This is a genomic window from Sulfuricurvum sp. PD_MW2 (assembly GCF_002633015.1).
In the GTDB taxonomy this organism is placed as follows: domain Bacteria; phylum Campylobacterota; class Campylobacteria; order Campylobacterales; family Sulfurimonadaceae; genus Sulfuricurvum.
This window is the reverse complement of record NZ_NSIU01000008.1, coordinates 64,461-79,264: the sequence shown is the minus strand read 5'-3', so window position 1 is coordinate 79,264 and position 14,804 is coordinate 64,461. Positions and strand designations below refer to the sequence as shown.

General features: G+C 43.4%; 18 protein-coding genes. 6 read left to right on the top strand and 12 right to left on the bottom strand.

Going from position 1 to position 14,804, the window contains the following annotated elements; translation table 11 throughout:
* Together CJD30_RS05640 and CJD30_RS05635 are read right to left on the bottom strand one after the other, a co-directional pair.
* Window positions 1–527 (bottom strand): glycosyltransferase family 2 protein (locus CJD30_RS05640; RefSeq protein WP_294917215.1); only part of this gene is annotated, 527 nt, incomplete at its 3' end.
* Window positions 524–1,267, bottom strand: coding sequence for a polysaccharide deacetylase family protein (locus CJD30_RS05635; RefSeq protein ID WP_294917213.1), 744 nt, complete (start codon window positions 1,265–1,267; stop codon window positions 524–526). The genes CJD30_RS05640 and CJD30_RS05635, both read right to left, overlap by 4 nt.
* Window positions 1,268–1,341: 74 nt before the next feature.
* On the opposite strand from CJD30_RS05635, the gene CJD30_RS05630 reads away from it, so the two are divergent.
* Complete coding sequence (locus tag CJD30_RS05630) at window positions 1,342–2,109, top strand: lipopolysaccharide kinase InaA family protein (RefSeq protein WP_294917212.1); 768 nt, start codon at window positions 1,342–1,344, stop codon at window positions 2,107–2,109.
* On the opposite strand, the gene CJD30_RS05625 is transcribed toward CJD30_RS05630, so the two are convergent.
* Window positions 2,069–3,040: a glycosyltransferase family 9 protein gene (locus tag CJD30_RS05625; RefSeq protein ID WP_294917209.1), complete on the bottom strand. Its 972-nt coding sequence runs from the start codon at window positions 3,038–3,040 to the stop codon at window positions 2,069–2,071. The genes CJD30_RS05630 and CJD30_RS05625 overlap by 41 nt on opposite strands.
* A 54-nt stretch (window positions 3,041–3,094) precedes the next feature.
* Here CJD30_RS05625 and CJD30_RS05620 point away from each other — a divergent pair, with 54 nt between their 5' ends.
* Complete coding sequence (locus tag CJD30_RS05620; RefSeq protein ID WP_294917206.1) at window positions 3,095–4,270, top strand: glycosyl hydrolase; 1,176 nt, start codon at window positions 3,095–3,097, stop codon at window positions 4,268–4,270.
* A complete protein-coding gene (gene waaF, locus CJD30_RS05615; protein ID WP_294917204.1) occupies window positions 4,267–5,226 on the top strand; it encodes a lipopolysaccharide heptosyltransferase II in 960 nt (319 codons plus the stop codon). The genes CJD30_RS05620 and waaF overlap by 4 nt, the downstream gene beginning before the upstream one ends.
* Here the strand turns inward: waaF and CJD30_RS05610 are convergent.
* Genes CJD30_RS05610 through rfaD form a run of 3 tightly spaced genes read right to left on the bottom strand, consistent with a single transcriptional unit; the run spans window position 5,210 to window position 8,231 of the window.
* Window positions 5,210–5,797: a YfaZ family outer membrane protein gene (locus CJD30_RS05610; protein WP_294917202.1), complete on the bottom strand. Its 588-nt coding sequence runs from the start codon at window positions 5,795–5,797 to the stop codon at window positions 5,210–5,212. The genes waaF and CJD30_RS05610 overlap by 17 nt on opposite strands.
* Entirely contained in the window at window positions 5,791–7,224 is a 1,434-nt protein-coding gene (rfaE1, locus tag CJD30_RS05605) for a D-glycero-beta-D-manno-heptose-7-phosphate kinase (protein WP_294917200.1), read from the bottom strand. The genes CJD30_RS05610 and rfaE1 overlap by 7 nt, the downstream gene beginning before the upstream one ends.
* Window positions 7,221–8,231 carry an ADP-glyceromanno-heptose 6-epimerase gene (gene rfaD, locus CJD30_RS05600; protein ID WP_294917198.1) on the bottom strand — a complete coding sequence of 337 codons (1,011 nt, stop codon included), beginning with the start codon at window positions 8,229–8,231 and terminating at the stop codon, window positions 7,221–7,223. Before rfaD ends, rfaE1 begins: the two co-directional genes overlap by 4 nt.
* A gap of 124 nt (window positions 8,232–8,355) precedes the next feature.
* On the opposite strand from rfaD, the gene CJD30_RS05595 reads away from it, so the two are divergent.
* On the top strand, window positions 8,356–8,652 hold the full coding sequence (locus tag CJD30_RS05595; protein ID WP_294917196.1) for a c-type cytochrome: 297 nt from the start codon (window positions 8,356–8,358) through the stop codon (window positions 8,650–8,652).
* A gap of 44 nt (window positions 8,653–8,696) precedes the next feature.
* Here the strand turns inward: CJD30_RS05595 and ccoS are convergent, their stop codons facing one another.
* The 6 genes from ccoS to trpS are packed head-to-tail and all read right to left on the bottom strand — an operon-like array spanning window position 8,697 to window position 13,874.
* Complete coding sequence (ccoS, locus tag CJD30_RS05590) at window positions 8,697–8,912, bottom strand: cbb3-type cytochrome oxidase assembly protein CcoS (RefSeq protein WP_294917194.1); 216 nt, start codon at window positions 8,910–8,912, stop codon at window positions 8,697–8,699.
* 28 nt (window positions 8,913–8,940) lie between these two features.
* A complete protein-coding gene (locus CJD30_RS05585) occupies window positions 8,941–11,334 on the bottom strand; it encodes a heavy metal translocating P-type ATPase (protein WP_294917193.1) in 2,394 nt (797 codons plus the stop codon).
* Complete coding sequence (locus CJD30_RS05580; RefSeq protein ID WP_294917192.1) at window positions 11,327–11,806, bottom strand: asparaginase domain-containing protein; 480 nt, start codon at window positions 11,804–11,806, stop codon at window positions 11,327–11,329. The genes CJD30_RS05585 and CJD30_RS05580 overlap by 8 nt, the downstream gene beginning before the upstream one ends.
* Window positions 11,806–12,309 (bottom strand): HAD family hydrolase, encoded by a 504-nt coding sequence (locus tag CJD30_RS05575; RefSeq protein ID WP_294917191.1) that lies wholly within the window; start codon window positions 12,307–12,309, stop codon window positions 11,806–11,808. The genes CJD30_RS05580 and CJD30_RS05575 overlap by 1 nt, the downstream gene beginning before the upstream one ends.
* Window position 12,310: 1 nt before the next feature.
* Complete coding sequence (gmhA, locus tag CJD30_RS05570) at window positions 12,311–12,898, bottom strand: D-sedoheptulose 7-phosphate isomerase (protein ID WP_294917190.1); 588 nt, start codon at window positions 12,896–12,898, stop codon at window positions 12,311–12,313.
* Between the two features lie 10 nt (window positions 12,899–12,908).
* Complete coding sequence (trpS, locus tag CJD30_RS05565; protein WP_294917189.1) at window positions 12,909–13,874, bottom strand: tryptophan--tRNA ligase; 966 nt, start codon at window positions 13,872–13,874, stop codon at window positions 12,909–12,911.
* A 104-nt stretch (window positions 13,875–13,978) separates the two neighbouring features.
* Between trpS and raiA the strand changes: the two genes are divergently transcribed.
* Both raiA and trxC read left to right on the top strand, forming a co-directional pair.
* Window positions 13,979–14,320 carry a ribosome-associated translation inhibitor RaiA gene (gene raiA, locus CJD30_RS05560; RefSeq protein ID WP_294917188.1) on the top strand — a complete coding sequence of 114 codons (342 nt, stop codon included), beginning with the start codon at window positions 13,979–13,981 and terminating at the stop codon, window positions 14,318–14,320.
* Window positions 14,321–14,323: 3 nt separating this feature from the next.
* A complete protein-coding gene (gene trxC / locus CJD30_RS05555) occupies window positions 14,324–14,755 on the top strand; it encodes a thioredoxin TrxC (protein ID WP_294917187.1) in 432 nt (143 codons plus the stop codon).
* Window positions 14,756–14,804 lie beyond the last annotated feature (49 nt).

The window sequence follows — 14,804 nt, the reverse complement described above, 5'->3', positions numbered from 1 at the left end:
ATTTTAATCATAAAATCTGAAAGATTTAAATAGCTAAAGTGTTTCATGTTCCCATTAATAAAAAGTTTTTTCATCCCTTCATCCATAATATTTTCATGAACTAAATTATTGTTAAAACACGTTACCCTTTTATTATATAATCGTCTAATTTTTTGGTTATTCCATCCACAGTAACGAATCTGTGTATCTTTATAATAAGCTAGGAAATTAACAATATAAATGGCATTAGGATCAAGTATTTCAGTTTTTAAAGCATGCAATAATCCATCATCAACTACCTCATCACAATCAATAATCAAGATCCAATCATGTTTCGCATAGCTCGCTGCACGGTTCTTCGTTGTCCCAAAACCGTCAAACTCTCCCTCGATCAATCGGACATTGGGATAACGTCCTGTAATTGCTTGTGTACCGTCTGTCGAACCGTTGTCATATACGATAACATCATCAAATGGTATTAGACTCTCTAGTGATTTTTCGATCGTTCGAGCCCCATTCTTGACAATCATGACTGCCGATACATTCATTGTGATCCTTTAATCATTTTAACAACGGTTTTTATCCAGAACCTGAACCGTTTAAATGGCTTCAATAGAGAATCAGGAGTCACAAGAGCATCTCCTTTTATCCGATACAATAATCCACCTATTCCATGCCATGAAGGATTAAACGCATTTCCTATTCGAAAAACATACTTATAATGCTCACACGCCAAACTTACAACCGCCTCATTGTATTTGCCGTAAGGGAGAACAAAAGAATCTACTCGAAAACCGAGTTTCTCCTCCAAAACTATTTTTGAACCGATAATTTCTTGCTCTAAATCGATCCCTTCTTCAGTCAAATTTAGATGATTCATAGAATGCGATGCAATCATCACATGACCACTCTGAACCATTTCTCGTAGTTCCCTATACGTACAAAACGGCGCATAGGTTTTGTAGTTTTTTTCTTGATATATTTGATCATGTTTAAGCGATAACCGGAGTTCAGAGGACACATCTGTCTCTTCCAAAATATAAGCAACAGGAACCGCCAAAAGTGCTTTGAGATTATATTTTTTTAGAAGAGGAAAAACATAATAATAAAAATCGTAATACGCATCATCAAAAGTCAAACATATCGAATGACCGACGATCTGTTCGCCTGGAAATATTGTAGTGTAGCGTTCCGCGATAAGAGATAAATGTTCTTGCATCATGTTATCACTGTTAGATAAAGGTAAATCATCACTATTAATATGGTGATACATTACGGCTGGAAGCATTCATATCCTCATCTTCGAAGTGTTTCAGGAATAATAAAGTATCATACCATACCCTCACTTACTCAAAGGTCATTATGCAGTTCAAATGTGATTTTCAATCCAAATATCTCTACTTAAAAGAGTCATTTGAAAATATTCAATCCATTTTTTCACAAGACAATCACAGCATCCATAAAGCGCGCAATGAACTCAAAATCATTGAATTAGCAGGGGTGAAAACGGTGGTCAAATCGTTTAAAGTTCCCCATTTGATTAATCGTATCGTTTATACTTTCTTTCGTCACAGCAAAGCGTACAAATCGTACCACAATGCATTGCGCTTGCAGGAACTCGGTATTTCAACTCCCCAACCGATCGCTCTTATCGAATTTTTTTCCACAGGGCTGTTGGCGGATAGCTATTTCATCAGCGAATGGTTTAATTACGATTTTACGATCCGCACCCCGCTGCTCGAACCGCTCGAAGATCGCGAGGCCATCTTTACTGCCTTCGCAGCCTATACCTACGATCTACATCAAAAAGGGGTATGGCACTTGGACTATTCCCCCGGCAATATTTTGATCAAACGCACCGGGCAGGGCTATCAGTTTTCGATTGTTGACATCAATCGCATGACATTCAGAACCATTACCCCTTTAGAAGGGTGCGAAAATTTTAATAAGCTCTGGGCTTTTGATGACGAATTGGAGATCATGGCGCGTGAATACGCAAGGCTAAGCGGATTGGATGAAGCAAAAACGATCGCTGAGATGAAACGACATAACGATGCCAACAAACGGGTCAAAAACTTTAAAAAGAGACTCAAAAAATGGTTGAAAGGCGATTTTTCAACTCTTGCTTGACCGTCTCAAACATTGCACCTCTCCCTGAGAGATCAAGGGGAATCATAAAATGGTGCTGTTTCTCTCCGATGCTTTTCCACCGTACTGCCGAGGCAAAAAGGGTATCGGCAAAGAAAGTAAACGTCTCGCATCCTACCGCACTTGCCAAATGGTACGTCCCAGTCGAGGTACTTATAAACAGTTTAAAACTGCTCAAAAGCAGTGCAAAATCGACAACGCTTCCCCGCGAACGGTACAGTACAACCCTGCTCTCTCCCAGAAGATTTTTTGATTCATCATAAAGTTTTTCCTCATCGGGCCCGAACGTCATCACGACATCGATATGGGGGTTCTCCTCTGCCAATTTGACCAGTTCAATGTATTCCGCCAACGTCCAGTTTGCATCCGAAGAACCGCCAAATCCTGGATGAAAGGCGACAACCGGTTTCGTAATAGCATATTCACGGCAAAAAGAGCTATATGCCTCAGAAGCTCCTGCATACACCAACAACGGCTTTGGAAAGTCTAATGAAATATCGGGGAACAATGTACGGGAGAGTTGAAGATTGTATTCAAACTCCGCCATTTTTACTTCACTACGGCGTTGGGTAATGCGGCGGTTGTAAAAGATTTGGGCTATTTTGGTTGCTGGGGCGATACGGAGTGGGATACGGGCAATCCATTGTGCCACTGCGACACGAGTATTAGAAAAGAGAGTGATCGAGGCATCGATTTGCGCTTGTTTAATCTTGAATGCCAACTCCAGAATATCCTCTCCGCTATCGACAATTACCTCATCAATAAAATCACACGATTCGGCAAGTTTACGGTTGAGAGGCGCAACAAGGGCGATGATCCGATTGTCCGGATTATGGTGCTTTAAAACATACAACGTCGGCAAAGCGGTAATAAAATCACCCAATTTGTCGTTGCGTACTACCAAAATATTCATGCTTCACCTTCGTTTTAATAGGGTTATTTTACCCAATATCGCTATAATCTCACTATGAAACAACCGTTTGCTTGGGATCATTACTCTGATCAACCTGCCATTATACGTGACAAAGCACTGAAGCGTCAAATGCGCCGCAGTGCTCTTCCCTCACTTATTAAAACGTTTTTGGTCGCTCTTCTAACCCTCCCGATCGCTTTTATACTCACCCCTTTTACACGACGTCGCACGATTGATGGAAAAGATTTTTTCGGAATGGGGGTTAATCTCAATAAAGAACCCAACACGACCCCTTATCTGCTCGATGAGTTAGGAGTCAAAAATATTTTGATCCGCATTCCCCTATGGGAGATGGAAAATTTACACGAGTATGTTGCGTTTATCCGCAGCTTTAGCGGTAAACATATCACTGTCGCTTTATTGCAAGACCGTGAGCATATCACGTGTGCAGATATAACACGTGATCATCTGATACAAATTTTTGAAGCACTCGAAGATGTGTGCGAAACCTACGTTATCGGCAGTACAATTAATCGGGCTAAGTGGGGCTTTTTCAGTGTCAACGAATATCTCGATTTTTACGGCGTGGCCTATGAGCTCAAACGCAAACGCTTTCCCCACCTCAAACTCATCGGCTCGAACGTCATCGATTTCGAGTACCATTTTAGCGCTCACACCCTCTTTAACCTAGCAAAAATTCGCTATGACGCTATCGGCTCATTGCTCTACGTCGATCGTCGGGGTGCACCCGAGAATACCCAAATGGGATTTAACCTGATGGGGAAAATCAATCTCTTATTTTCGCTCATATCGCTGAGTCCAAAAACGTCCAACGAACTCATCATTACCGAAACCAACTGGCCTCTCAAAAACACCGCCCCCTATGCTCCCACCAGTGAATTTGAGTGCGTCAGCGAAAATGATTACACTGCCTATATGGTTCGCTACCATCTCCTCGCCTTTGCGTCGCAAAAAGTGAGCCGTCTTTATTGGCATCAGCTGATTGCCCCCGGGTATGGTTTGATTGATAACCGTGAGGGCACTATCCGAAAACGGAGCGCATTTGAGGCATACGGCATTATGCTCTCTCACCTCAGTGATGCACAATTTGTAAGTTTTTCCCATCATAGCGATGAATATCGGCTCATCTGTTCAACTCCTAGAGGAGAATTGCACATTACATGGACACTCACCTCCACACCACTTTATACCTATAAGGCTCAATCGTGAAACTACTCATCATACTCCCCAACTGGCTCGGTGATGCGGTGATGGCAACCCCTTCTATCGAAGCGCTTTGTACTATCTACCCTGAGGCTGAACTGACATTGGTAGGCTCTTATGTGAGTATCGAAGCGCTCAAATATCATCCGAAGTGCACACGCTATTACATCGATGAGACCAAAAAAGGGGGAAACCGTTTTCTTAATACCTACCAATTTGCAAAGGAATTGGGATATCACGATATGGCAATCACCTTTCGCAATCAACTCCATTCTTCGCTTCTGCTCTATTGGAGCGGCACAAAGATCACGGCAGGACGTCGTAGCTGGCACTCTACCTTGCTTCTAAAACATCCGATCAAACCAGCTCACCCCTCTCATCTGGTAGAACAATACCGAGATATTACCCAGAGCCTGAGTTCACAACCGCTTGATATCGGCAATCTGAAAATCCATATTCCGCCGCACCGCTATTCGCGCCCGACACTTGGGATCAATCCGGGGGCAACGTATGGAAGTGCCAAACGGTGGTATCCCGAAAAATTTGCCGAAGTGGCACGAGCATATGCCGATCACTACGACATACTCCTCTTTGGAGGCCCTAACGAAGTGGAGATGGCCAACGAGATCGAATCACGACTCAATGGAATCAAAGTGACCAATTTCGCAGGCAAAACAACGATACCGGAACTGTGCAGTTTTATCGGTGGGTTGGATCTTTTCATCACCAATGACAGTGGTCCAATGCACGTCGCGGCAGCCTATCAAGTACCGACTGTGGCAATTTTCGGTCCGACACGCCACTTGGAAACGTCCCAATGGATGAATGAAAAAAGTATTATTGTACGTCATGAGATAGAATGCGCTCCATGTATGAAGCGCGAATGCCCGTTAGGACATCATGAATGTATGAAGAGCATCACCTCAGGAGAGGTGATAGAAGCGGCTAAAAATCTAGTCTAACCGCAAAATACCACGCATCATTGTAGGTAACATTACGCGTTTTAAGATCCGTGTCGATCATCCGATATCCTACTCCGATTCTCGCATTTTGAATCGGTTCCATATCTAGCCCGATTCGACTTTCTGTATACCGCTTACCTTCTTTAAAAGCTAAAGCACTTGGGGCATAATAAAAAGCACCGTTAAGATAAAATGGGATTAATGTGTGTGTTGGCAATTGTAGTTCTGCTTCAACACCTAATGGAACAGCTGCATATCCTTGGCCATCTATTTTTGTATACTCAGTTTTTATCCCTAATCCGAGCTTTAATCCAGGAACCCTTTGGACATGTCCCATCACCATCGCTGAGACTTCCATTAGCGGTTTAGGATCACCTATCGTATGAGAATTATTATTATCTCCATTCACAAATCGAGCTCCGATATAGGCATTGCTCATTGCATTTCCCATACGCCCCATATCCAAACGGACTTCTCCACCGACATCTTTATCGTTCACATTTACGCTAATTTGGTTCGCTGCAAATGATGATGCACTGATTACACATAACAAAATGATTTTTTTTAGCATGTTTCTCCTCCATTGATTCGAGCTATTGTAGCCGTTGTACTTTTACCGTCCACAAACTGTACCAGACGTAATTCTTTAGCAAATTCCGCTCCAACAACCACTTTGCCTTCGTAATCGCCCCCTTTGACCAGAATATCAGGTGCAATACTTTTGATTAGATCGTGCGGTGTCTCTTCGCTAAATACAACAACATAATCGACCGATTCGAGCGCAGCTAAAATATAGGCACGATCATCTTCATTATTCACCGGACGTGTAGGTCCTTTGAGCTCTCTAACCGAACTGTCCGAATTGAGTCCTACGATCAATACATCACCGTAACTTTTAGCCTCTTGGAGATACTTGACATGACCGACATGGAGAATATCAAAACAGCCATTGGTAAAGACCACTTTTTTACCCTCTTTTTTCAGCCGATCGGAGAGGGCTACAATCTCTTCTTTACTCTTGATATGCATATCCGAGGTACTTTGATGCAAACTCGATTCATACTCCTCGATCTCACTGAGTGTCACCGTCGCCGAGCCGATTTTACCGACAACCACTGCTGCCGCATGGTTTGCAAACGGAGCCGCTTCATCGATACCGAGACCTGAGCTAAGGGCAAATGAGAGAGAAGCAATCACCGTATCCCCTGCCCCTGTAACATCATACACCTCTTTGGCTACCGTCGGAAAGCGGCGCATAGACTCATCATAGATCGCAATCCCGTCTTCGGAAAGAGTGATCATGGAACATTCCAAATCACATGTCTCTTTGAGGTTCAATAGTGCTTTTTTCAAACTCTCTTCATCATTGATCACAATCCCTGTCGCTTCGGAAGCCTCTTTTTTATTCGGAGTCAGGAGATACGCACCTTGATATTTACGGTAATCTTTCCCTTTTGGATCGACCAATACTTTCTTGCCTGCATTACGCGCGGCTGTTATTACTCCAGCAGCAACAGTATCGGTAATCACCCCTTTACCATAATCGGAGAGAATGAGTATATCGCATAAGCCGATTGTACTTTTGACATACGAAACTATCGCTTGCTCACTGGTTAGGTCGATAGCGTCTTTAGACTCTTTGTCGTAGCGCAAAATCTGCTGGTTCGAAGCAATAATACGGCTTTTTTTGGAGGTTTTTCGCCCCTTTTGTTTCACCAATCCTTCACTTTTTACACCGATAGCATCCAGCATCGTACACAACTCTTCGCCGTTTTCATCATCACCGATCACACCGGCAATGCTGACGTGTGCACCCAGAGCCACAAGGTTATTGATAACGTTTCCAGCTCCACCCAGAACTGTAGTTTCACGCGCGATATCCACCACCTGTACCGGAGCTTCGGGAGAAATGCGTTCGCACCCTCCCCACAAATAGTGATCGATCATCAAATCCCCGATCACAAGGATCTGTGGATGAGAGTTATGCAATTTTCTCATGAGAGTTCCTGTTCAAAGAGTCGTTTGATCTCAGGAACATAGGCCGCAATCCCCTCTTCAAAACTAAACCGAGGCTCATACCCTAATATCGCCTTAGTCGATTCGATATCAGCCTCCGTGTGAAATTGATAACGTCCAATATACGGGTTTGGAATATATTCGCAAACGTATGACGTTCCCAATTCGCGTTGTAAAATATCGACCATCGATTGAAACGACCTAGCTTTTCCTGTACCGACGTTAAATACGCCGGACTCTTTAGGATGCATAGCAAGAACGTTCGCTTGAATAATATCTTCGATATAGATGAAATCGCGCAAAATTTTGTCTGAGTTTTCAAAAAGCTTCGGATTTTTACCCGCTAAGAGTTGGTGTCCGAACTGTACTACCATCGAGGATGTTTTATTTTTGAAAAACTCTCGTTGACCATAAACATTGAAATAGCGCAATCCGACGATACTGATATGATCATGTTTTTGAGAATACTGCCGTGCAAGATGATCCATCATCAGTTTTGAAAAGCCGTATACGTTTTGAGGAGCTTCTCGACCGACTCTCTGAGGAGATTCTGCATCCCCATACGTCGCACCCGAAGAAGCATAAATCATATTGGCACCGTGACGCACCGCAATATCGAGCAAATCTTTGAACGCGTTGACATTGGTTTGGATCATCAAGTCCTGTTCCAATACGGTCGTATCCGAAATGGCCGCTTCGTGAAAGATGTAATCAAATTTATACGTTTGTGCCAATGTTTCCAAGAGCACTTTATCGTTGATGTCTCCGCTTATTACCTCACCGCGAAATCCAATCAGATTTTTGAAATGACCAAAACTTTTTAGATTACCGTTTGAGAGCGTTACGTTTGAACGAAAAAGGTCCAAAACAACCACATGAGACTTTGGATAATGTTCCTGAAAATAAAACGCAAGGTTCGAACCGATAAAACCGGCACCCCCCGTGATCAAAATAGTTTTACGATTAAAATCAACGTTGCTGTATCGCACAAAAAGTCCTTTATATCAAGGTAGTATCATATTGTAACAAACTCTTTATTAAAGGTTAAACAGTTAGAGTGCTTTAAGAATGCTAAGACTATAATAACACCTAAATTTTTTATGGAGAAAACAAATGAAAAAAATTGCTCTTGCAATGTTGTTCGCTGGTGTATCTTTGATGGCTGCTGATGGAAAAGCTCTTACAGCTAAATGTGCTGCTTGTCACGGTGCATCTTTCGAAAAAGCTGCTCTTGGTAAATCTGCAATCGTAAAAGGTCAATCAGCTTCAGCTATCGAAGCTTCTTTGAACGGATACAAAGCTGGTACACTAAACAAAGCTGGTATGGGTGCATTGATGAAAGGTCAAGTTGCTTCTATGTCAGATGCTGATATCAAAGCAATCGCTTCTTACGTAGCAGGTCTTAAATAATACCTCGCTCACCGCTTTTGCGGTGAGCCTCTTCTCTTTTTAAATCATTCCGGTCGATACTCTTTTTTAGAAGCTTCTTGTTTACGCTGTTGATTCGCAGCATCATTGAGTTCACGTTCATCATCAAACTGAACTTGGTTCATCATCTTTTTTTCATCGTCAAACTGACCGTTTTTGATACCCCACAAAAATGCACTTAGCGCTATGGCACCTAAAAAAAGTGAGGCTCCGAGCATCATCGCAATAACCCAACTATCCATATTTCTTCCTACTTAGTCTTAATGATTGTTATTTATAAAGCCATCGCACACGCATCGAATTACCAACGACGAGAAGTGAACTAAACGACATTGAAATCGCCGCAATGAGCGGAATAATATACCCCATCATTGCCAATGGAATCGTAATCGAATTATACACCAGTGAAATACCGAGATTTTGTTTAATCAGCCGATAGGTTTTACGACTGATAGCAAACGACTCTGCTAACGATGTGAGTGAATCGTGCATCAACACAACATCACTTACTTCGATAGCGATATCACTGCCATTCCCCATCGCTATTGCGATATCAGAGGCTGCCAATGCCAATAGATCATTGATACCATCACCCGCCATCACAACCACGTGACCTTCACTATGAGATTGATCCACAAATGCCGCTTTCCCTTCAGGAGTCAAATGGGCATAGAATTCTTTGATCCCAACCTCATTAGCGACTCTGAGTGCAGCTGCTTCATGATCCCCCGTCAGCATCACAACCCGTAATCCTAAATCATGTAAAATCTGAATCGATTCAGAGGCTTTTTCTTTTGGAAGATCGCGCAGTTCATACGTTGCCATCAATGTATTACCGACCGCATAGTAAAAGAGACTTTTATCACTCACGGTATCGATATCAATCCCTAACTCTTGCATCAATAGGGCATTCCCTCCGGCAATCATCATACCATCGTGTCGACCGATCATACCGCGCGCCGGAAGCTCCCTTACCTCTTCGATTGTACTGGATTCAATCTCGTGTTCTGATCGCTCTATATACTCCATCACCCCTCGACTGATCGGGTGCTTTGATGAAGAGACAAGCGTATACAAAGCCTTGATATCAAATGATTGATGCAGTGTAGCATAGGTAACTTCCGGTCGCCCCATTGTAATGGTTCCCGTTTTATCTAACACCACCATTGTCGCTTGCGCCATAGTTTCAATCTGAGCGGCCGATTTAAAGAGGATTCCTCTCTTGGCTCCCAGTGCCAATCCTACCAAAGTCGCCACTGGGGTAGCCAACGCCAAAGCACACGGACAGGCGATGATAATGACCGAAATTCCCACCATGAGTGAGCGATCAAACGTGTGCGGCCAAAAATACCACGACCAAAATGTCCCTATCGCCAAAAACAGAATCGTTGAGGAAAAATGTTGAGACAATCGATTCGCCAATTGTTCGATAGAGGGTTTTTGCGCCATCGCATTTTCTAGCAAGTTGACGAGAGTCGAGAGAGTAGAATGGGCAAAATCTTTGGTTGCGCGGTACTGTATCAGTGCATCGATACTCGTCGTTCCGCTGATGATTTTATCCCCCAGCCGTTTGAAAATCGGTTCAGATTCTCCCGTGAGGTTACTCTCATCAAAACTCCCCTCACCACTGATCACTTCTCCATCGATTGCTGAGCGTTCCCCGCTACGGATGAGAATGACATCACCTTCCTTGACTTCGTTAACATCCACGGATCGGATCGATTCTCCCTCTACAATACTCACTTCACGAGGAATATGTTTTCCGATAACATCGAGGGTGTCGGCGGCATTTTTACGACTGAGAACTTCGAGAAATTTTCCAAACAAGACAAAGGTGATGATCATCGCCACCGAGTCGAAATACGCTTCCCCTTTTTCCAATACCGTAATATAGATAGAATAGAGATACGCCAAACTCGATCCCGTGACAACAAGCAAATCCATTGTCACCGAACCGTTTTTTAGTCCATAATAGGCTCCGCGATAAAATACCCATCCGCTATAGAACAACACCGGTGTCGCCAAAAACCACTCCGCAATATTGAGAATGGTTTTGATCTCCTGAGAGATTCCCGTGAAATACCCCGCATACTGAGCCACAGCAATCCACATCATGTTCATTGTCGCGAATGTCGCTACCGCCATTCGGAGATAATACTCTTTACGCTCTTTGTTGGCACGAATTTCCTGTAAAGAAGCATCGTAAGGAAATGCGTTATACCCGATGGCTCGAATCATATCGATAATGGAAGAGAGCTTCACAATCTCCGGATTCCAGGTAATCCGCGCTTTATTGTTCGTATAGTTGATATGTGCTTCAATCACACCCTCCATTTTGTGGAGCGCTTTTTCATTGAGCCATACACATGCCGCACAATGGATCCCCTCGATAACGAGTGAAACTTGGGAGAGGTTCTCTTTGGTTGTAGTTACAAACCGTTCATGAAATGCAGGGGTGTCAAAGTTGGAACTTGCCTCGAACTGCTCAGTAGGTGGAGCAAGTGTCGTATCCCCCATTTTGGCATAAAAGCTCTCCAATCCTTCGTCTTTAAGAAGATGAAATATTCCTTGACAGCCGTTACAGCAAAAGCGGTACTCTCCATCATGAATCATCACCGAATCTGAAAATTCAAGATGACAGTGATCGCATTTAACTTTAGACATATTCAAATTTCCCGACTGACTTATTTTTTTTGACCTGTTTAAAACTGTTCATTACACCTTGAATCACGATATAAACACCGTTCTTTACATTACGCGCATACCCTATCGCCATCGCAAGATTTGCCGTTGCTTCGAGTGGATCGATATGAAAAGGGACCATAGCTCCCGTAAACACAACTACTTTATCCAGTTTTAGATGATCAACATATTCAGCACTCAGATCAATCGTATCGGTACCGTGAACAACAATCACCGTCTTTTCGTCACATCGCACTATCGCATCTGCCAATACTTTTCGATCCTGATCATCCATCTCCAAAGAGTCTTTGTACACGACCCCGCTCACGGGAATATCGATCACCAGTGATTTGAGTATTGTCTCAACCGCACAATCATCCTTCGGAACAAACAGTTCTCCCTTGACAGGGTCATAACGTTTGTTAAACGTTCCGCCCGTGTTGATAATCCGCATCAAAGGAGCTCTCGCAGCGAATGGACAATTTTATCGGCTTTGGAGACATTCATATGATTAGATAAGAGAATATTCATCCCTACCCCTGCACGGAGTGCGGCTTCGATATCCCGTTCGTTATCACCGATCATCACCGATGAAGCCATATCAATATCATAGTCTCTCTGTGCTCTCAAAAACATCCCCGGCTCGGGCTTTCGGCACCCGCATGCTCCATCAATACTCTCATGATGCGGGCAATGGTAAATTTTCTCAATAATGATCCCTAAACCTTTAAAGTGATCCATCATCCATTGACTAAGCAATGCAAAATCCTCTTCACTGTAATAGCCTCTGGAGATCCCGGATTGATTCGTAACAATGAGGATTAAATACCCTTTTTCAACGTAAGCGCGGCAAACCTCGACAATCCCATCCATCAGTTCAAAATCTTCGATTTTATGAAGATAGTTTTTTTCGACATTCACGACACCGTCACGGTCTAAAAAGAGGGCTTTTGTCACCTTATGCTACTCCGCCGCCGAAAATCTCTTTTTCAATGATGTCACAGATCATGTGCTCAATCAGTAAATGGGATTCTTGGATACGCGGCGTTGCATTAGAGGGAACCACAATCGCATAATCCGCTATTGCTGCCATCTTGCCGCCATCACGTCCGACGAGAGCGACCGTCGTTATCCCACGATCTTTTGCCGAAATAAACGCGTTGATCACATTTTGAGAGTTACCCGACGTTGAAATCCCAATAAAAAGATCACCCTCTTGCCCCAACCCTTCCAATTGGCGCGAAAACACATACTCATATCCATAATCATTTCCGATTGCCGTGAGGTTGGAAGTATCGGTTGTCAGTGCAATCGAGGGGAGCGATGGACGATCAAACCCGTATCGTCCTACTAACTCTGCCGCAAAATGCTGTGCATCGGCAGCCGAACCACCATTTCCGGCGATAAGGATTTTTTTCCCTTTACGATATACCTCGACACACGCCTGCGCTACTTCAACCAATAGATTGACCAATGCATCGTTTTCTACAAGTGCTTTTTTAGTCGCGGCAGAATCGTTGATCTGATTGATGATATAGTTTTTCATAGTTTTCCCTTTAATATCGGATACCGGTTACGGAACGCACTTTATCGATGATCGGCTGTGCAGCTTCACTTGCTTTGCGTGCACCTAGGTCAAGCAATTCACGCACTTCATCTTGATGTGCGGCAAAATATTCGCGTCGTTCGCGGTACGGTCTGAAGTATTCCCAAATCACATCATGTGTATAGAGCTTGAAGTGACCGTGCCCTTCACCGCCGCGTTTGTATCGATCCTGCAATGCAGAGCGTTCTTCGTAGTCCAAAAAGAGTTTTGCAATGTTATAAACATTACAATTTTCATACTCTTTTGGATCTTCCATCGGTACCGCTTCCGTCACAATTTTTTTGATGATTTTGGATTGCACTTTCTCTTCGCTGAAAATCGGAATCGTATTGCCATAACTTTTTGACATTTTTTGTCCGTCAATCCCAGGAACAGTCGCAACGTTCTCATCAACACGAAATTCAGGAACAACAAAAACATCACCGTATTGGTTGTTGAATTTGATTGCGATATCACGAGCAATTTCAACGTGCTGAATCTGATCTTTCCCGACCGGAATCACATTGGAACCGAACAATAAAATATCGGCCGCCATCAGTACCGGATACGAAAAAAGGCTATGATTGCTCGCGATCCCTTTGGCCACTTTGTCTTTGTAGCTGTGCGCACGTTCCAACAGTCCCATCGGAGTAAAGGAGGAGAGTACCCAGTACAGTTCCAACACCTCTTTGACATCCGACTGTACCCAGAAGGTACTTTTTTGCGGGTCCATCCCCAGTGCCAAAAAGTCGGTTGCCGCCTGCATCGTGAGCTGAGATAGACGCGCACCGTCACTGAGCGATGTCATCGCATGATAGTTTGCAATAAAAGCAAATACTTCTTCATTTGATTGGGAGTCGATCATAGGGCGGATCGAACCAAAATAGTTTCCTATATGTAAATCGCCTGATGGCTGAATTCCGGTTAATACTCTCAAAATAATCTCCTTGATTAGTGACTATTTTACCGCAACGTCTCTTAAGCTTCCTCTTAAGATAATCTATGTTATATTTTTCGACAGTTCAACACAAAGGATTTATTATGAACACTCAAATTCGATCAAAAGATATCAAACTCACCCAACACCTAAACGATCATATTGCTACCGCTATTGAAAATTTTAAACGTTATCATCTCGACATTACGACCGTCAATGTTATGATTTCCAAAGAGAAAAAAGGGGTCGGAGTCGAATTTGACATCCACATCGCCCACGCACAACCCGTTGTTATTTCGGATACGGATGAAGATATCGATACCGCTATCGATCTTGCGATCGAACGTGCCAACAAAGCACTCCGACGTTTACATGACAAAGTAAAAGATCACCACACTTCATCGATTCGTGATATGGAAGTCGTTGAAGAAGAGGTCGTGGAGTAATCCATGGAGAAAATCAATGTCGTTTGCCCCCACTGCGGTGGGGTTAATGCCATTCCACTCAAAGATTCCTATATAAAAGCTTCGTGCGGTCACTGCAAAAAGTCCCTTCTAGAGACCAAACCGCTCGCGGTTGATGCTCCCGCTTTCGATCGATTGATGCTGAACGATGATCGGCTCGTTATTGCCGATTTTTGGGCCCCGTGGTGCGGACCGTGCCGGAGCATGGCTCCTTCATTCGAAGAAGCGGCTCGGCATTTTGCTCTCAAAGCCCAATTTATCAAAATCAACACAGAAGAGCAGCAGCACCTAGCAGCACGTTTTGGTATCCGTTCCATTCCAACCGTCATTGCATTTAAAAACAACCGCATTATTGATCAGTTCAGCGGAGCTTTACCCACGCCTCAAATTATCGCTTTTGTTCAAAAGCACCTCTAAAATTTAGCCTTTTTTGGCTAATCTTCCCTAATTCATTATCAGGAACATA